Source organism: Paracoccus maritimus, from assembly GCF_025195095.1.
Lineage (GTDB): Bacteria > Pseudomonadota > Alphaproteobacteria > Rhodobacterales > Rhodobacteraceae > Paracoccus > Paracoccus maritimus.
Map to the genome: position 1 here is coordinate 12,348 of NZ_JANAVZ010000010.1, position 17,213 is coordinate 29,560.

A 17,213-nucleotide genomic window follows, 5' to 3' on the forward strand; every position below is an offset into this window, starting at 1 on the left:
AAAATCAAAGCCAGCCCATGGAGCATTGGATGTACAAGTTGATGCCACTTGTCTTGATCGCAGCTCTTTGCCCTCCAACTGCCGCGACGTCACAAGACATCACCACTGACACGCCGTTTCAATCTTTACCCAGAATGTTTGGCGAGAGGATCGACGAGCTACAAATCCACACAACGAACATGGGCATCCAGAATAAAGGAAATGAAGATTCGGGACTGTTTAGCGCGATGCCTTTTGACAGCGATATTCCCTCGAAAATCAATGCTTCAGAGTTTGCCCCGGTAATAGTTGCCGAAGGCGACATGATTCAGACAAAGGGGATTTTCCCCGGTCGCGAATTTTTCTACATTACGGACACTGGCAAGGACTCGCTGCGCAATGAATCTGGTAGAATATGGAGATTTGACCCTCGAACCAACGATATCGTGAAGTTCTTCGAGTCCTCCGATTTAATAAATCCAAAGTGGATTTTCTATCATAGTCGCGAAGGTAGTCCGGACCTTCTTATCGTGTCAGACTTGGGAGAAGAACCTATACCGAGAGCTCCGGGAACAGGGAGAGGTGCAAAAATTATTTCAATCCCGATTGTTGGTCAAGGGTTAGCAGGAGAGCCGACTATTCTCTTCGAAGGACCACCCTTTCGAAGCCCAGAAGGCGTAACGGTCATAGGCGAAACAGTTATTGTCTCTGACTGGGCTGCGGGTTCATTGACGACACGCCCGGAGGCCCCTGATGATGAATTCAATCAGGGTGCGGTATTCAAGCTTCCGCTTAATGGCGGAGAGCCAACAAAATTGTTCGAGGAACATAAGTGGGTGACGGTCATCGGAGCATGCCAATTTTTTGATGCAGATGGCAAGAGATACCTAAGAATAATCGATATTGACGGCGGAAGAATTCAAGGGATTGACCCGACGTTCCCAAGATCTGGAACTGTGAAGTACTTTATTGCAGAAGTTCTGAGTGAAGATCCGCTTTTACTTGGCCCTTTGACGGAGGCCGTGATGCTCGAAGATACCCCCATAGATCTTCGAGAATTTGTTGTCGATGGGAGCGAGATCCAATCGGTGTCGTCATCAACACCGGCCCGGGTGCTTGGGCGCATCGACGACCAGTCACAAAGCAATACGAGCGAACTAATCAAGACTGTACGCAGTCCAAACTCGCTTGAGAGAGTAGACCTCATAATCGAATATAAGGACCCAGAAACAGCATCGAATCGCATCTTGACTGTCTCCATCCCAAAAGGTCAACTTTTCGGCGCTGTACCACAAGACAACAAACACGCTGGGGCGCGGGTCGTTCAATTCTCAGGCGTGGAACGGAGCTTGAGCGCAAGCGCAGACGGGACCAGCCGCTCAGTATTTATCTTCCCGTCCATGGGCGGAATACCGGCGGTTCTATGGTCCGGCAATCCTTTCCAGCAACCAATGGGCGTACAATTTTCATCTGATGGAGAAAGCATTTACGTAACCGACCAAGCAGCGGGAGAAAATGGGATGTCGGTACTGTTCAAAGTGCCCTTGCCAAGGACATCAAGCCTAGAGATAATGTTTGCTCCGTGAATTGAGTAGGGATCACACACGATGTTTCTCTCCTCTATTTTGCTCTACGTTTCATCTATTGAAGAATCAGCCAAATTCTACAGCACCTTTCTTACCACTCCGCCACGTTTCGTTGAAGACGGTCCAGTGATTTATGCGATAGATGGGTTTGAACTAATTCTTCACCGAGAACCCGAGCCTGTTCCGGTTTCGCTATCCGGCTTTCGAAATGCTAAGTTTCGAGGTGCAGGTGTCATAATACACTTTTCGACACCAGACGTGATGCTTGAATATGATAAACTGGTCTCTGCAGGTGTGCATATATCAGCTCCGCCAACACTTACGAATTTTGGCAGGAGGCAGCTGTATTTTTACGACCCTGACGGATACAATATTTGCATTGAGCAGAACTTGCGCAAATAGAGCACGCACGGCGCTATTAAAATTCGAGATATCATGCCCTCCACCCGCGAGACAATCCTTACTGCGCTGCACGCGCGTCTTTCAACGCTGCCCGCCACGGCCCTACGCAGCGACGTACTGCCCGAACGTTTGCCACCTGATGGCCTGCTCATCCTACGCGATGGCGAACCTGGCGAGCCCGAGGTGACGCTGTCCCCTCTGAGCTATCACTACCAGCACCGCGCTGAGATCGAGGCGGTGGTTCAGGGCACCGACCGTGACATTACCTTCGACGCCCTCTGCGCCAGCATCGGAACGGCAATCGCCGCCGACCGCACCCTCGGAGGTCTCTGCGTCTGGGTCGAAGCGGAAGCGCCGCGCCCGGTCGATCTGCCTGTCGAGGGCGCGGCCAGCCTGAAGGCGGCGGGGATTCCGGTCATTTTGCATTACACCACCGCAGACCCGCTGGCATAAGCGGCTCTCAGCAGGTGCCGTAATAATTGCCCGAGAAGCGGCAATATTCGCGCGCGGAGCCACTGGCGATCATCGCGGCCCCGATGTCGCGACCGTCCGGCAGCCAGCATTGCCCGACGATGCGTCCGTAGCGGTCGACATCGCGGATGCGGCACTGGACAGACCGCCCGGAGACCAGCCCAGCCAATTGCGCCGTCGCGGCCGATCCACCGGCCCGTCCGATCTCCGGCGCATCCAGCCCCCAGACCCTGACACGGCTGCTTTGGGAGTTGATCCAGAACGTGTCGCCATCGACAACCCGCGTCACCTGACCGGCAAAATCGAACCGTGATGGCGTCGCGGGTGCCGCAACCTCCGTCGGCACGCATCCTGTCAAAACCATAGCCGCTATGACCGCGATGGTCGCCCGCCCTCCGGACAGCCAATCCGCCGCTCGCCGCAATCCCAACCCTACCATCCCGCTCCTCACGACCATTATCCAGACTCCGACCCATTCTGCGGCGCAGCGCCCGGACCCGCAACCGCGCGCCGCAAACCTCTGAACATGACACCTACCGAAAGGATCTTTCATGGCACGAGCCCAGGGGGCGCGGGCGCAGATGGCGCTGGCGTTCGAGACCGTCTATGGCACGCCGCCTGCGGGCGGCTTCACGAAGATGCCCTTTGCCAGCACCACGCTCGGGGCGGAACAGCCGCTGCTGAACTCCGAACTTCTGGGCTATGGCCGCGACCCGCTGGCGCCGATCAAGGATGCAGTGACGGCCGATGGCGATGTCGTCGTTCCTATTGATGCGGAGGCGTTTGGCTTCTGGCTAAAGGCAGCCTTCGGAGACCCGGTCACCACCGGCACCGGGCCATGGACGCACGAGTTCCGGTCCGGCGCCTGGTCGTTGCCCAGCCTCTCGATCGAGACCGGCATGCCCGAGGTGCCGCGCTTCGCCATCTATTCCGGCTGCGTGCTGGACCAGCTCAGCTGGCAGATGCAGCGCTCCGGGCTGCTGACAGCGACCGCCCGGCTGGTCGCGCAGGGGGAGACGGTCGGGACCGTCAGCGGCGCAGGCACGCCCGCCCCCATCGATCTGAAGCGCTTCGGCCATTTCAACGGCGCGATCACCCGCAATGGCGCGGCGCTGGGCAATGTCGTCTCGGCCCAGATCAGCTATGCCAACAATCTCGACCGGATCGAGACCATTCGCGCCGATGGCCGCATCGATGGCGCCGATCCCTCGATCGCCGCGCTGACCGGCTCCATCGAGGTCCGGTTCGCTGACAGCACGCTGGTGACGCAGGCCCTTGATGGCGATCCCTGCGCGCTGGAATTTTCCTATGCCCTGCCCTCGGGAGAGAGCTTCACCTTTACCGTGCATGCCGTCTATCTGCCGCGCCCCCGGATCGAGATCTCTGGACCGCAGGGCGTGCAGGCAACCTTCGACTGGCAGGCCGCGCGCGACAGCACACTGGGCCGCATGTGCACCGCCACCCTGATCAACGACCGTGAGGAATACTAATGCTGACACTGGACCTGACCAACGAACCCCGCTGGCACGATCTAGCCCCCGGCGTCCGGGTGCAGCTGCGCCCGCTGACCACCGCACTAATGGTCGCCACCCGCAGCGATCCGGATGTCGAGGCAGCGCCGGACGCGATCAGCGATGAGGAACGGGCGCTGATCTTCGCCAAGGCGCTGGCGCGACGCGCGGTGCTGGCCTGGGAAGGCGTTGGCGATGCGAGTGGCGACGTGATCGACCCGCGCCCTGAGGCCATCGATGCGCTCCTGGACATCTGGCCGATCTTCGAGGCGTTCCAGCTGGTCTATGTCTCGAAAGGCCTGCTACTGGAACAGGAAAAAAACGTCTCCGCGCCCTCGCCGACTGGTCCTTCGGTGGGGGCGAGAGCTACTGCGCGGCCTGCACGCAAAGCTGCGACGACTGCCCAGGCCGCGCAAACGAGCCGCTGACCTTCGAGGGCTGGCAGATCTGGGATCTGGCCGGCCGACTTGGCGGCCAGCTGCGGGTGCTGCCGGGCGCGGTGATCGGCTGGGATCTGAATGCCGCGCTGGGGCTGGCGGCGGCGCTGAGCATTCCAGCCCCAGCCGCCGCCGAACTGCTGCCCATCGTCGAGGCGGTGATGGTCCGGAAGATGAACGAACAGATGAAACGATGAAATGGCAGAGAAACGTGTGAGCGTCCGCCTCGCGGCGGTGGGCGGACGGCAGGTGCGCGCCGAGCTGGAAGGTGTGGGCGAGGCCGGATCGCGCGGCTTCGGGCGCCTGTCGCGCGAGATGGAGGCGGCGAATGCCCGCATGGCCGGGTTCACGCGGAAGGTCGGTGTCGCGGCTGCCGCAGCCGTCGCCGCTGCTACGGCCGCCGGCATCGCCATGGTCCGGTCCGGGCTCCAGACCGTGGACGCGCAGGCGAAGCTGGCTCAGTCGCTCGGAACGACTGTGGCCTCGATCCAGACGCTGGAGCGCGCCGGCGAACTGGCCGGCGTGTCGATGTCCGGCATCGAACAGGCGACCAAGGATCTGACGCGGCGTCTGAGCCAGGCAGCGGCGGGCGGCGGCCCGGCCGCCGATGCGCTGGAACGGCTGGGGCTGACCGCGAACGATCTGCTGGCCCTGCCGCTCGACCAGCGCGTCGGCGCGATCAATACCGCCATCGAAGCCTTCGTGCAGGTGGCCGAGCGTGCGGCCGTCGCGGGCCAGCTCTTCGGTGAAGAGGGTTCCATTGCCATGGCGCGCATCGACACCGCGACCTTGCGGCAGGCGACGGAAGATGTCCGAGCCTTCGGGGTCGTGGTCTCGGAACAGGATGCCGACCGGATCGAGCGGACGAACGACGCGATCTCCCGGCTGGCTCTCGTCTGGCGGGGTCTGTCGAACCAGCTGGCGGTGGCTGCCGCACCTGCCCTCGAAGCCGTCGCCGATGCCATGGCAGCGCTGGCCAGACGCACCGGGACGCTGGGGATGGCGATCTCTGGCCTCTTCAACCAGATCGGCAGGCTCTCCACCTATGCCGCTAGCTTCGCCGGTTTGATGGCGGGACGCTGGGTGGCCGGGCTGGCTGCGGCGGCACTCTCCGTTCGCGGTCTCGCCACCGCACTTGTTTTGCTGCGCGGGGCGCTGATCCGCACCGGCATCGGCGCACTGATCGTCGGGGCGGGCGAGCTGGTCTATCAGTTCACGAGATTGGTCAAAGGCGCCGGCGGTTTCGGCAACGCCATGACGCTGATGGGCGATGTGGCCAGGGCCGTCTGGGACGGCATCAAGGTAACTGCCATGTCCTTCGCTGACGATTTCCGCGCCATGCAATCGGAGATCGAGGCGATCTGGACGCGGCTGATGGCCTTCCTCGCCGGGAAATGGGCGGATTTTCTGGGAATGATCGCGCCGACCTTCAATAAGGTCGCCGAAGAGATCGGCTCGGACACGCGGATCGATGTTTTTGAAGCGCTGGGCCGGGCATCGATTCTGGAGCATTCGGCCAGTAACTCCGCCCATATGGCCGGCCGCTATCGCAACCGCGCCAGTTCCAGCCGTGCCTCGGCCTTCAATGGCGTCGGCCCGGCCATGGACGCGTTGCGCGCCGCGATGGCAGGCGGCGAGGATGATGCCGGTGGCGCGGCGCTGGAGGTGGCGACCGAAGCCGCCGGGCGTTACGAGGATGCGCTGGGCGAGGTGGAAACCGCCGCCATCGGCGCGGGCGCTGCTGCCGAGGAAGCCGGAGCCGCGAGCAAGGCAGCGGCAGAAGAGGCAAAACCTGCGACCGAGGCCACGGCCACCGGCTGGAAGGCCGTCACCGAGGCCCTGTCGGATTATGCGAAGAAAGCAAAGGACGTCGGTGCCGATATCGGTCAGGCACTGGTCAGCGCCTTTCAGAGCGCCGAGAACGCGGTCGGGGAATTCGTGAAGACCGGGAAGCTCGATTTTCGCGATCTGGTGACCTCGCTGCTGGCTGATCTCTCGAAGCTGGCCGCAAGGCGCTTTCTTCTGGGTCCGATTGCCAATGCGCTTTCGGGCGCGCTGGGCGGCGCAGGCGGGATTTTTGCCAGCATCATGCACACGGGCGGCATGGTCGGTGCGGCAGGTCCCGGCCGCATGGTCCCGGCACTGCCCTTTGCCGGGGCACCGCGCATGCATGCTGGTGGCATGGTCGGCCTCAGACATGACGAGGTACCGGCCATCCTGCAGCGTGGGGAGAGGGTGCTGTCCCGCCGCGAGGCGCAGGATTACGGCAATGGCGTCACGGTGAACATCAACACCCGCGACGCGGAAAGCTTCCGGCAGTCCCGCACCCAGATCGCGGCCGATATCGCCCGTGCCGTCTCGCTCGGTCGGCGTAGCCTCTGACACATCCACCACGAAAGAAACGCGCAAGATGGCATTCCACGAGGTCCGGTTTCCGGACACTATCAGCCGCAGCGCGCGTGGCGGGCCGGAGCGGCGCACCCAGATCGTCGAACTGGCGAGCGGCGACGAGGAGCGCAACGCCAGTTGGGCCAACAGTCGGCGGCGCTATGATGTCAGCTATGGCATCCGCCGCGCCGACGATCTGGCGGCGGTGGTGGCCTTTTTCGAGGCACGGAACGGCAGGCTTTATGGCTTTCGGTTCAAGGACTGGGCGGATCATCGGTCATGTCTGCCTTCCCGGACCCCGTCACCGACCGATCAGCAGATCGGCACAGGCGATGGTGTCACGACCAATTTCCAGCTGGTCAAACGCTATGCCTCGGGCGGGCAGTCCTGGACCCGGGCGATCACCAAGCCGGTCGCGGGCACCGTCCAGATCGCCCTGAATGGCGTCCCGCAGCCCGGCGGGTGGTCGGTCGATCATCAAACCGGCCTCGTCAGCTTCGACATCGCGCCGTCCTCTGGCATCCTCATCACCGCCGGGTTCGAATTCGACGTGCCGGTCCGCTTCGACAGCGACGCGCTGGATGTGACGCTGGATATCGAACGACTGGGCTCCATCACCTCCATTCCCCTGCTGGAGATCCGGCGATGAAGACAATCCCGCCCGCATTGCAGACCCATCTCGACAGCGGCACCACGACGCTCGCCTGGTGCTGGCGCATCGCCCGCGCCGATGGTCTGGCTTTTGGTTTCACCGATCACGACCGGGCGCTGGTGTTCGATGGCACAGAATTCGAACCGGAAAGCGGGCTGACAGCGAGCGAGATCCGGTCCGGCGCCGATCTCTCGGTCGATGCGCAGGACGCGGCAGGCGCGCTGCGCTCCGACCGGATTTCTGAGGCCGATATTCTGGATGGACGCTGGGACAATGCCGGGGTCGAGCTCTGGCGGGTCAACTGGCAAGCGCCGGGCCAACGGGTGCTGATGCGGCGTGGCGCCATCGGTCAGATAAGGCGCGGACGACATGCCTTCGTGGCCGAGATCCGGTCGATGTCCCATATCCTCGGCCAGACCGTCGGGCGGACATTTCAGGCCAGCTGCGACGCGGCGCTGGGCGATGCCCGCTGCGGCGTCGATCTGGAGGATCCGGCCTATCGGGGCGCGGGCACCGTGATCGACGGGTTGCGCGACCGGGCCTTTGCCGCCTCCGGGCTCGGTGGCTTTGCCCCCGGCTGGTTCCGCTTCGGCATGCTGGACTGGACCACCGGCCCCAATGCCGGACGGCGGGCCGAGGTTCTGGGTCATGACCGCAGCGATGGCATTGCCGTCCTGACACTGCTGGAAGCGCCGATCCGGGCGTTTGGCGCTGGTGACAGCTTCACCATCCACGCCGGTTGCGACAAGCGCGTCACCACCTGCGCCCGGAAATTCGGGAACGTCGTCAACTTCCGGGGCTTTCCGCACATCCCCGGCCAGGACACCATCCTGCGCTATGCCTCGCAGGACGGTGGTCATAACGGAGGTGTGCTGTGACCCGGCCGCAAAACGCCGCCGATCCCGACCGCATCATCGCCGCCGCGCGCAGCTGGCTGGGCACGCCCTATCACGATCAGGCCAGCCTGAAGGGCGTCGGCTGCGACTGCCTCGGGCTGGCGCGCGGCGTCTGGCGGGACGTGGTGGGCGACGAACCATTCCCGATCCCACCCTATAGCCGCGACTGGGGCGAGACGGGATGCACCGAGGTTTTGGCCGAGGGTGCGCGACGGATGATGATCGAGATCGATCCGCGCGACGCCATACCCGGTGCCCTCGTCCTGTTCCGGATGCGCCCCGGCGCCATCGCCAAACACGTTGGCATCCTGACCCCGCCTGACCGCTTCATTCACGCCTATGAGCGGCTGGGCGTCATCGAAGAACCCCAGACACCAGCCTGGCGCCGCCGCATCGGTTTCGCCTTCCTCTTCCCCAGCATCTGAGACTTTTCCATGGCAACTTTAGTTCTCGCCTCGGTTGGCGCCACGATTGGCGGCGGCTTTGGCGGCGCGATCCTCGGTTTTTCCGGCGCTGCCATCGGCGGCATGATCGGATCGACCATCGGCGCGGCCGTGGACAGCTGGATCATCTCCTCCCTCGCCCCGGCCCAGCGCATCGAAGGGGCACGGCTCGACAATCTGCGCATCACCGCCTCGACCGAAGGAGCGGTCATCCCACGCGTCTTCGGCCGCATGCGCATGGGTGGGAACATCGTCTGGGCCACCGATTTCCGCGAGGAGACCCGCACCAGCCGTCAGGGCGGCGGCAAAGGTGGCGGGCCGAAGGCCGAGACCACCGAATATCTCTATTATGCGTCTTTCGCCGTGGCACTGGCCGAGGGCGAGATCACCGGCATCGGCCGCATCTGGGCCGATGGCAAGCCTTTGGACACATCCGGCCTCACCTGGCGCTGGTATCCGGGGTCAGAGACGCAGGAGCCGGACCCCTTCATCGTCGCCACGATGGGGACTGATGCGACGCCGGCCTATCGCGGCACCGCCTATGTCATCTTCGAAGATCTGCCGCTCAACGACTATGGCAATCGCCTGCCGCAGCTGAGCTTCGAGGTCTTCCGGCCGCTGGCCGATCCTGACACGGCCGAAGGCCTGACCCGCGCCGTAACCCTGGTCCCGGCCTCGGGCGAGTTCACCTACGCAGCGGAACCGGTGCGAAAGGGAGGCGGAGGCACCACCTCGGCCGAGAACCTGAATGCGACGCCGGGCAGCCCGGACATGATCGTGGCGCTGGACAGGTTGCAGGCCATGGCCCCGAAGGTCGAAAGCGTCAGCCTCGTCGTGGCTTGGTTCGGCAATGATCTGCGTTGCGGGCATTGCACCATTCGGCCCGGCGTCGAGGTGGCCGAGAAGGCAAGCAGTCCGAAGACATGGTCCGTGAATGGCATCGCTCGCGATCAGGCGCATCTGGTCAGCCGTGACGCCGAAGATCGTCCCATCTATGGCGGCACGCCCGCCGATTTCGCGGTGGTGCAGGCGATCCGGGAGATGAAGGCGCGCGGGTTGCGCGTCACCTTCTATCCCTTCATTCTGATGGATGTCCCACCGGGCAACGCGCTGCCGGACCCCTATTCGGACCATGCCGCCGGGATGGGCCAGCCCGCCTTCCCCTGGCGTGGACGGATCACCTGTTCGCCCGCCGCCGGTCAGGCCGGAAGCGTCGACAAGACAGCGACAGCCGGGGATCAGGTGGCAGCGTTCTTCGGCAGCGCCAGTGTGGGCGATTTCACCATTAGCGGCGCCGAGGTGCGCTGGACCGGCGATCCGGGCGACCACGGGCTGCGGCGCATGGTGCTGCATTACGCCCATCTCTGCGCGACAGTCGGCGGGGTCGATGCCTTCCTGATCGGATCGGAGATGCGCGGACTGACCACGATCCGATCCAGCGGCAACAGTTATCCGGCCGTCGCGGCGTTTCGGGCGCTGGCCGCCGATGTGCGCGCCATCCTCGGACCCGCCAGGAAGATCAGCTATGCCGCCGACTGGTCGGAGTATTTCGGGCATCAGCCATCCGATGGCAGCGGTGATGTGGTCTTCCATCTCGATCCGCTCTGGGCGGACCCGGCCATCGATTTCATCGGCATTGACAACTACCTGCCGCTCTCGGACTGGCGCGACGGATTCGATCACCTGGATGCGCAAGAGGGCTGGCCCGCGATCCATGACCGGGCCTATCTGCAGTCGAACATTGCCCGTGGCGAGGGCTATGACTGGTTCTATGCTTCGAGCACGGACCGCGCGGCACAGGTCCGGACCCCGATCACGGACGGTGCCTATAACAAGCCATGGGTCTTCCGGTCGAAGGATCTGCGCTCTTGGTGGTCGAACCGGCATTACGACCGGCCGGGCGGCGTCGAGATTACGACACCGACGCCATGGCTGCCGCAATCGAAGCCGATCCGTTTCACCGAACTCGGCTGCCCGGCCATTGACCGCGGCACCAACCAGCCCAATGTCTTCTACGACCCGAAGTCATCCGAAAGCTTCGTGCCGTACCATTCGCGCGGCTGGCGGGATGACGCGATTCAGCGCGCCTATCTTGAGGCGACATATCTGTTCTGGGGTAAGGCCTCGAACAATCCGGTCTCGACGCAATATGCGGGCCGCATGGTCGACGTTTCCGAATGCGCCGCCTGGACCTGGGATGCCCGGCCCTATCCCTTCTTTCCCGCTCTCAGCGATGTCTGGACAGATGGCGCGAACTGGCGCCTCGGCCATTGGCTGACCGGACGGCTGGGTGCGGTGTCATTGGCGGCTCTCGTCCGCCATCTCTGCCTCCTCGCGGGACTGCCGGAAGCCCGCATCGACGTCTCAGGACTCTGGGGCGCCGCCGAGGGCTATGCCATCACCGCGCTGGAAAGCCCCCGCGCCTCGATCACCACACTGGCACGACATTTCGGCTTCGATGCGGTCGAGAGCGAGGGTGTCATCCGTTTTGTCATGCGCGGCCGGGCACCGGTCAATACCATCGCCCATGACAATCTGGTCGCGGGCAACACGGACGGCGAGGCGATCGAACTGACCTGGGCGCAGGAGACCGAGCTGCCGCAGGCGCTCAAATGGCAGGTGGCCCGGGCCGATGAGGATTATGACGCGGCGCTTGTCGAGACGTCCCGCATTACCGTCGACACCAGCCGCATCGCCTCTGAGAGCTTTCCGATGGCCGTGCCGCCCGAAGAGGCCGAACGCCGCTGCCGTCGGGCATTGCAGGAAGCCTGGGCGGGTCGGGAAAGCGCGGTGTTTCGATTGCCGCCCTCAAAGCTGTCGCTTGACCCGGCCGATGTCATCGCCCTGACCCACGACGGACGCCAGCAGCAGTTCCGCCTGACGGCAGTGGCCGATGCCGAAGCGCGTGGCATCGAGGCTGTGCGCCAGGATCGGGAGGCCTATGATCTGCCGCCCGGCGCCGAGCGACCGGCGACCCTGCCCCGCGCCGTCACATTCGGACCGCCGGAAGTCATCCTGCTCGATCTTCCGCAGCTTCGGGACGATGTTCCCGCGCATCAGCCCCTGATTGCGGCCACCGCAAAACCATGGCCCGGCGCGCTGGCCGTCTATCGCAGCCCCGGCGACGACGGGTTCGAATTGCTGACGACGGTGCGCCGCCGGGCCAATCTCGGGCGGCTTGCCTCGGACCTCTGGGCCGGTCCCACTTCCCGCTTCGACATGGGCAATGTCCTCATCCTCGATCTCGCAAGCGGGCAGTTGGAGAGCGTCAGCGATCTGGCGCTGCTCGGCGGCGCCAATGCGCTGGCGGTGGAAAGCGTGCCGGGGCGCTGGGAGATCGTCCAGGCGGGCCATGCCGAGTTGATCGCGCCGGGGCGATACCGCCTGACCCGGCTGCTGCGCGGCCAGCGCGGCACGGAACATGCCATGGGCCATCCCGCCCCGGCCGGGGCGCGGGTGGTTCTGCTGAACGAGGCCCTGACCCCGCTGCCGATCCCGGAAGCCGATCTCGGCATTCCGTTCAACTGGCGCATCGGTCCCGCCCGCCATCCGGTCAGCAGCGACACCTTCGCCGCCCTTACCTTCGCACCCGAGGGCGCTGGGCTGCGACCGTTTGCGCCAGTGCATGTCACCCAGCCATGGCGACAACCACATAGCCCTGGCGATCTGACGATCCGCTGGAAACGCCGGTCCCGCGACTTGGCCGCCGACAGCTGGCAGGGGATCGAGGTGCCCCTGGGCGAAGAACAGGAAAGCTATGAGGTCCGGATCATGGACGGCAGCACTGTGCAGCGGACCCTGACCAGTAATGCGCCCTCGGTCCTATACACCGCCGCACAGCAGATCGCCGATTGGGGCACAGAACTGGCGCCGGGCGACAGCCTGACCATCCGCATCTGCCAGCTCTCGGCCCGTATCGGGCGTGGCACCGCCGTCACCACCACCCTTTATCTGTAAGCGAACTCGGAAGATCACCAAAAATGTCCGACAGCACGACAAACCTGCTGCTGCCATATCTGATGGCGGCGCAGGCCCAGAAACACGTCACCCATAACGAGGCCCTGCGTCTGCTCGACGGGCTGGTGCAGCTCACGGTCAAAAGCCGGGTTCTGGCCGCGCCACCGGCAAGTCCGGCCGACGGCGACCGTTACATCGTTGCCCCCGGCGCGACGGGCGGCTGGGCGGGCTGGGATCTGAACGTGGCCCTCTGGACCGATGGCGCCTGGCTGCGCATGCCGCCGCGTGACGGCTGGCGGGCATGGGTGGAAGACGAGGTGGTTCTGCTGGTCCGGACTGGCGCAGGCTGGGAACCGGTGATCCCGACTACCCTCGACGATATGACCCGGCTCGGCATCGGCATGGCGGCCAGCGCTGGTTCGCCCTTTTCGGCCAAGCTGAACAGCGCCCTTTGGACAGCCCTCTATGCCGCCGATGGCGGCAGCGGCGATCTGACCCAGACCCTGAACCGGGAAACGGGCAGTGACGATACCGGGCTGATCCTGCAGACCGGGTTTTCCACCCGGGCGCTGATCGGCCTCTTCGGATCGGATCAGCTGCGCATTGCGGTCTCGCCAGATGGGTCGAGTTTCCGCGATGCGCTGGGCGTCGATCCGGCGACGGGCATCGTGGACCAACCGGACCTGCCGCGTTTCAAGGCCTGGACGAATTACGACAACTATGTCGCCACCGACAGCTGGACGACGCTCGGGATCAATGTGGCCGAATACAATGACCAGGGCTGCTTTGACGCGGGCACCAATCGCTTCGTCGCGCCGGTCGCGGGGACGTATCTTTTCGGCGCGTCGCTTCTCTTCAAGATCAATGCCAGCAGCAATGCCCGGATGCGCGGACGGCTGGTGCTGAACGGGTCGACGGAAATCCGGGGCTCGTTCGGCGAGATATCCAGCGCGCATGTGTCCGAGGCCACCACCCTCTGGCTGCAGACCATGGTCCCGCTGGATGCGAGCGATACCGTCGCACTGCAGGGCACGTTCCGGGCGGCGGATGGGTATTTCGCGGCCGACCACACCACATTCTGGGGAGCGAAGATCGGATGACACCGAAACGTCTCGATGACATGTTGCAGATGAGCGAGAGCGAATTCGAGGAACTGCTGGCGCGCGCCGCGCAGGAAGGCGCACGCAGGGCGCTTGTGGACGCGGGTCTCGATGGCAGGGAAGCGGCCCTCGATATCCGCGATCTGCGCGCGCTGCTGGAAGGCATCCGCCTGATGCGCCGCACCGCTGCCCAGACCATCATCCGCATGCTGACCGCCGGGCTGATCCTGACACTGCTGGCAGGGATTGCCTTGAAGCTGAAACTCTTCGGCGACGGCGGCTGAGCCGCTGGACGGTAATAGCCGCCTCACCCCTCGCAGACCCATTCACCCCATCGTCCGCCATCCCGGCGGGCTTTTTCATATCCGGAGGATCATGATGACCACCCGTTTCTATCGCCATTGGCGCGATGTGCCAAATGACAGCTGGCGCTGGCCGAACTTCTCGCCAGCCGAGATCGCCTGCCGGGGCACCGGATCGATCCTGATCCACGAGGCGGCCCTCGACCGGCTGCAGGCGCTGCGCACCCGCCTCGGCAAGCCGCTGATCGTGAACTCGGCCTATCGCAGCCCCGAGCACAATGCCCGGGTGCGTGGTGCAAAACGCTCCAAGCATCTGCAAGGCACAGCCTTCGACATCTCCATGGCCAACCACGATCCGTCGGTCTTCGAGAAAGCGGCGCGGGCGGAAGGGTTTCTGGGCTGCGGCACCTATCCCCGATCCGGCTTCATGCATATCGATCTCGGCCCTGCCCGGCGCTGGGGCGAGCCTTTTCCGGCCCGCGCCATCCCCTTCGCCGAAGACCAACCGCCTGCGCGGGAACATCTGGCGGACAGCCGGACGATGAAGGGCAGCGGCGCGGCAGGACTGGCCACCGTCGGTGCAGCAGGCATCGAAATCGCGCAAGACACGCTCGGCGATGCGCAAACCGCGATCCAGCCGCTGATCCCGTATCTCGACAGCCTGCGCTGGGCCTTCATCGCCCTGGCCCTTGCCGGGATTGGCCTCACCGTCTGGGCCCGGCTCGACGACTGGAACCGGGGGCGGCGGTGATGGGCGCCCTCGCTGCGCTGCTGGCGTCGCGCTGGGCGCGGCGTCTGGCCATCGGGATCGCGCTGATCGGCGCGGTCCTGCTTTTCCTCGTCAACCTGCGGCGGGCCGGTGAAACCGCCGGTCGCCACGCCGAACGCCTGAACCAGATGGAGCGCCAGAATGACATCCAACGCCGCATGCTGGAGGCGTCCAGCACCCGCCCTCGTAATCGCGACGATCTCGCTGACCGCCTGCGCGACGGGCGGTTCTGATCCGGCCAGCGCGGTCTGTCCGCCGGTCGTAGCGTACGATCAGCCGGTGCAGGAGCGGGCGGCTGCGGAGCTGGAGGCCATGCCCGAGGATGCCGTGCTGGTCGGGATGATGGCGGATTATGCCGTCATGCGGGCGCAGGCGCGGGTCTGCGAGGCGGGATGAACGTCGGCCTGACGGCTTCTGATCCTCCCGGTGCGACCCATGATTTAACGATGTCAAAAAGCGGCAGGGATTCGCTGTGCGGGGATCGTCGCACAGATGTAACCGGGCTGTCTCGTCGGGAAATGGGCACAATTGTGCACCTCAAGATGAACAAAAATACAGAACATTTAGCGAACATTTGATTTGAGCGATCCGGTCGGCCTCGTTAGATTGCTCGGCAGAAGGTCGCCCAGACTGGGTTCTGCCGGTCGCGCGAGACGCTTGCGGTATCTGGGAATACTGGGCAATCTGTGAAAGTGCTTCCGCTGGAAGCAAATACAAGGAGGACGCAAATGAACCATACTATGGCGTCATCACGCCGTGGGTAGCTTGGCGTTTTCAAACAGCTACGGCCCTGCGATTGCGCCGATCTCTCCCCGCAAAGAGATGGGCGCCTATGAGGCCCTGTTCTTGGAACAGGGCGCAACCTTCAAGACGTTGGCCGAGCGCTTCGCGGCCGATCCTGATGCCCTGCCATCAGATTTTGTTGAACCGGCGAGAGCCGAGCAAGCCGCGCAGAAGGTGTTCGAGACGCTTCACAAAGCTGGCGTCGAGCAGTTCGGCATCCGCATCAATAAAGCTGGCGATTATCCGGAAAAACTGCGCCATGCGAAATATCCTGTCGAGCTTCTGTACTATCAAGGGACTTGGGAGCTCAGCGAGATGCGCAGCCTCGCCGTTGTCGGAAGCCGGAATCCCAGTGAAGACGGTGTGCTTCGAGCTGGTCGCTTGGCGCGCGAACTTGTCAGTCGTGGATTTGCTGTCGCGTCAGGGCTGGCCACAGGGATCGATGCAGCCGCACATACAGCTGCGATAGATGCCGGCGGTGTAACGATCGGCGTCATTGGCACCCCTTTGGGCGACTACTACCCCAAGGAAAACCGTGAGCTGCAGGATCTTATTTCCAGGGAACATCTACTGATCTCACAGATACCGGTCCTGCGTTACCAGGTTCAGCCCTTCCAACAGAAGCGGCACTATTTCCCGGAGCGAAATGCTACTATGAGCGCGCTGACCGAGGGTACAATCATCGTTGAAGCCGGCGAGACCTCAGGCACGTTGACGCAAGCACGAGCTGCACTTTACCAAGGGCGCAAGCTCTTCATTCTGGAAAGCTGTTTTCAGAACTCTGCGATTACTTGGCCTGCCCGGTTCGAAGAGCAAGGCGCCGTTCGCGTCAAAAGCCCCGACGATATCTGGAAGGCGCTTGATTAAATGCGCCTTTCCCGTATCGACGACGCGAGCAGGTCTGTTCATCATCATCTGACAGAAGATGATGAATGCTACTATTTCCTCGAATATACTTCTGGCCGGGATTACAAATTTTCAAAGGCAAACAATGCCATATCCAACCTGAAGAAGAAGCCCAGCAATCGTAATCGGCCAGACTACAAGTACAAGCTTGAAGTAATTCGGGCAGCATCAAATGAGTTCCGAGGCGCTCTGAATCCTCAATGGCTTCAAAAGGCTACTCTCGTGCCAATTCCCGGCTCGAAAGCAAAAGACCACCCTGATTACGACGACAGGATGGAGCAAGTTTGCATGGGGATTAGAGCCGGGCTGGACGTTCGAAATCTGGTCGTGCAGCGTGAATCAACTGTCGCGTCACATGAAGCGGATGGCGGACCACGCGTGACTGTTGATGAACTGCTGGATCTCTATCAGATAGACGAAAATCTCGCGCACCCTGCCCCAGATAGCATCGCAATTTTTGATGATGTCCTGACTGCTGGCGTACATTTTCGAGCCATGAAAAACACGCTTGCCCACCGATTTCCAGGAACACCGATTGTCGGCATGTTCATCGCACGCCGCATTTTCCCGCCCGATTGACTGCCGCACATCAAAGCCGCCAACCGTCTGGCTTTGGCGGTGTCACCGTGTA

General features: G+C 63.2%; 18 protein-coding genes. 17 read left to right on the forward strand and 1 reads right to left on the reverse strand.

The annotated features are described in order from the left end of the window. The first annotated feature begins 29 nt into the window (after positions 1-29). From MU516_RS15650 to MU516_RS15655, 3 genes are read left to right on the forward strand one after another with little or no spacing between them, the layout of a single operon-like run. On the forward strand, positions 30-1,565 hold the full coding sequence (locus MU516_RS15650) for a hypothetical protein (protein WP_260278214.1): 1,536 nt from the start codon (positions 30-32) through the stop codon (positions 1,563-1,565). A gap of 21 nt (positions 1,566-1,586) precedes the next feature. After that, positions 1,587-1,967 (forward strand): VOC family protein, encoded by a 381-nt coding sequence (locus MU516_RS19480; RefSeq protein WP_425606868.1) that lies wholly within the window; start codon positions 1,587-1,589, stop codon positions 1,965-1,967. Between the two features lie 33 nt (positions 1,968-2,000). Beyond that, positions 2,001-2,420 carry an acyl-CoA transferase gene (locus MU516_RS15655; RefSeq protein ID WP_260278215.1) on the forward strand — a complete coding sequence of 140 codons (420 nt, stop codon included), beginning with the start codon at positions 2,001-2,003 and terminating at the stop codon, positions 2,418-2,420. A gap of 7 nt (positions 2,421-2,427) precedes the next feature. Here MU516_RS15655 and MU516_RS15660 read toward each other — a convergent pair whose 3' ends face one another. Then, complete coding sequence (locus MU516_RS15660; protein ID WP_260278216.1) at positions 2,428-2,784, reverse strand: thermonuclease family protein; 357 nt, start codon at positions 2,782-2,784, stop codon at positions 2,428-2,430. A 205-nt stretch (positions 2,785-2,989) separates the two neighbouring features. Here MU516_RS15660 and MU516_RS15665 point away from each other — a divergent pair, with 205 nt between their 5' ends. From MU516_RS15665 to MU516_RS15735, 14 genes are all read left to right on the forward strand, one after another. Then, complete coding sequence (locus MU516_RS15665) at positions 2,990-3,928, forward strand: phage tail tube protein (RefSeq protein ID WP_260278217.1); 939 nt, start codon at positions 2,990-2,992, stop codon at positions 3,926-3,928. Then, complete coding sequence (locus MU516_RS15670) at positions 3,928-4,377, forward strand: hypothetical protein (RefSeq protein WP_260278218.1); 450 nt, start codon at positions 3,928-3,930, stop codon at positions 4,375-4,377. The genes MU516_RS15665 and MU516_RS15670 overlap by 1 nt, the downstream gene beginning before the upstream one ends. Before the next feature lie 56 nt (positions 4,378-4,433). After that, complete coding sequence (locus MU516_RS15675; RefSeq protein ID WP_260278219.1) at positions 4,434-4,583, forward strand: DUF7697 family protein; 150 nt, start codon at positions 4,434-4,436, stop codon at positions 4,581-4,583. Position 4,584: 1 nt separating this feature from the next. Next, on the forward strand, positions 4,585-6,768 hold the full coding sequence (locus tag MU516_RS15680; RefSeq protein WP_260278220.1) for a phage tail tape measure C-terminal domain-containing protein: 2,184 nt from the start codon (positions 4,585-4,587) through the stop codon (positions 6,766-6,768). Positions 6,769-6,796: 28 nt separating this feature from the next. Beyond that, positions 6,797-7,423 (forward strand): DUF2460 domain-containing protein, encoded by a 627-nt coding sequence (locus MU516_RS15685; RefSeq protein ID WP_260278221.1) that lies wholly within the window; start codon positions 6,797-6,799, stop codon positions 7,421-7,423. Continuing rightward, the gene (locus tag MU516_RS15690) at positions 7,420-8,304 is read left to right on the forward strand and encodes a DUF2163 domain-containing protein (protein ID WP_260278222.1); all 885 of its coding nucleotides are present in this window, start codon (positions 7,420-7,422) and stop codon (positions 8,302-8,304) included. The genes MU516_RS15685 and MU516_RS15690 overlap by 4 nt, the downstream gene beginning before the upstream one ends. Next, on the forward strand, positions 8,301-8,747 hold the full coding sequence (locus MU516_RS15695) for an NlpC/P60 family protein (protein WP_260278223.1): 447 nt from the start codon (positions 8,301-8,303) through the stop codon (positions 8,745-8,747). Before MU516_RS15690 ends, MU516_RS15695 begins: the two co-directional genes overlap by 4 nt. Positions 8,748-8,756: 9 nt before the next feature. Next, positions 8,757-12,722, forward strand: a complete 3,966-nt coding sequence (locus MU516_RS15700; protein ID WP_260278224.1) for a baseplate multidomain protein megatron — start codon at positions 8,757-8,759, stop codon at positions 12,720-12,722. A 23-nt stretch (positions 12,723-12,745) separates the two neighbouring features. Further along, positions 12,746-13,822: a DUF2793 domain-containing protein gene (locus MU516_RS15705; RefSeq protein ID WP_260278225.1), complete on the forward strand. Its 1,077-nt coding sequence runs from the start codon at positions 12,746-12,748 to the stop codon at positions 13,820-13,822. Continuing rightward, on the forward strand, positions 13,819-14,106 hold the full coding sequence (locus MU516_RS15710; protein WP_260278226.1) for a DUF6127 family protein: 288 nt from the start codon (positions 13,819-13,821) through the stop codon (positions 14,104-14,106). The genes MU516_RS15705 and MU516_RS15710 overlap by 4 nt, the downstream gene beginning before the upstream one ends. Before the next feature lie 94 nt (positions 14,107-14,200). After that, a complete protein-coding gene (locus MU516_RS15715; RefSeq protein ID WP_260278227.1) occupies positions 14,201-14,875 on the forward strand; it encodes a YcbK family protein in 675 nt (224 codons plus the stop codon). Beyond that, positions 14,875-15,126, forward strand: a complete 252-nt coding sequence (locus MU516_RS15720) for a hypothetical protein (protein ID WP_260278228.1) — start codon at positions 14,875-14,877, stop codon at positions 15,124-15,126. Before MU516_RS15715 ends, MU516_RS15720 begins: the two co-directional genes overlap by 1 nt. A 532-nt stretch (positions 15,127-15,658) precedes the next feature. After that, positions 15,659-16,543, forward strand: coding sequence for a DNA-protecting protein DprA (locus tag MU516_RS15730; RefSeq protein ID WP_260278230.1), 885 nt, complete (start codon positions 15,659-15,661; stop codon positions 16,541-16,543). After that, positions 16,544-17,161, forward strand: a complete 618-nt coding sequence (locus MU516_RS15735; RefSeq protein WP_260278231.1) for a hypothetical protein — start codon at positions 16,544-16,546, stop codon at positions 17,159-17,161. The last annotated feature ends 52 nt before the right edge of the window (positions 17,162-17,213 follow it).

Excerpts from the sequence above, each read along its gene's own strand:
- MU516_RS15715 (WP_260278227.1), top strand. The coding sequence starts at position 14,201 with ATGACCACCCGTTTCTATCGCCATTGGCGCGATGTGCCAAATGACAGC.
- MU516_RS15690 (WP_260278222.1), top strand. The coding sequence starts at position 7,420 with ATGAAGACAATCCCGCCCGCATTGCAGACCCATCTCGACAGCGGCACC.
- MU516_RS19480 (WP_425606868.1), top strand. The coding sequence starts at position 1,587 with ATGTTTCTCTCCTCTATTTTGCTCTACGTTTCATCTATTGAAGAATCA.
- MU516_RS15665 (WP_260278217.1), top strand. The coding sequence starts at position 2,990 with ATGGCACGAGCCCAGGGGGCGCGGGCGCAGATGGCGCTGGCGTTCGAG.
- MU516_RS15670 (WP_260278218.1), top strand. The coding sequence starts at position 3,928 with ATGCTGACACTGGACCTGACCAACGAACCCCGCTGGCACGATCTAGCC.
- MU516_RS15705 (WP_260278225.1), top strand. The coding sequence starts at position 12,746 with ATGTCCGACAGCACGACAAACCTGCTGCTGCCATATCTGATGGCGGCG.
- MU516_RS15710 (WP_260278226.1), top strand. The coding sequence starts at position 13,819 with ATGACACCGAAACGTCTCGATGACATGTTGCAGATGAGCGAGAGCGAA.
- MU516_RS15655 (WP_260278215.1), top strand. The coding sequence starts at position 2,001 with ATGCCCTCCACCCGCGAGACAATCCTTACTGCGCTGCACGCGCGTCTT.
- MU516_RS15720 (WP_260278228.1), top strand. The coding sequence starts at position 14,875 with ATGGGCGCCCTCGCTGCGCTGCTGGCGTCGCGCTGGGCGCGGCGTCTG.
- MU516_RS15685 (WP_260278221.1), top strand. The coding sequence starts at position 6,797 with ATGGCATTCCACGAGGTCCGGTTTCCGGACACTATCAGCCGCAGCGCG.
- MU516_RS15700 (WP_260278224.1), top strand. The coding sequence starts at position 8,757 with ATGGCAACTTTAGTTCTCGCCTCGGTTGGCGCCACGATTGGCGGCGGC.
- MU516_RS15680 (WP_260278220.1), top strand. The coding sequence starts at position 4,585 with ATGGCAGAGAAACGTGTGAGCGTCCGCCTCGCGGCGGTGGGCGGACGG.
- MU516_RS15735 (WP_260278231.1), top strand. The coding sequence starts at position 16,544 with ATGCGCCTTTCCCGTATCGACGACGCGAGCAGGTCTGTTCATCATCAT.
- MU516_RS15650 (WP_260278214.1), top strand. The coding sequence starts at position 30 with ATGTACAAGTTGATGCCACTTGTCTTGATCGCAGCTCTTTGCCCTCCA.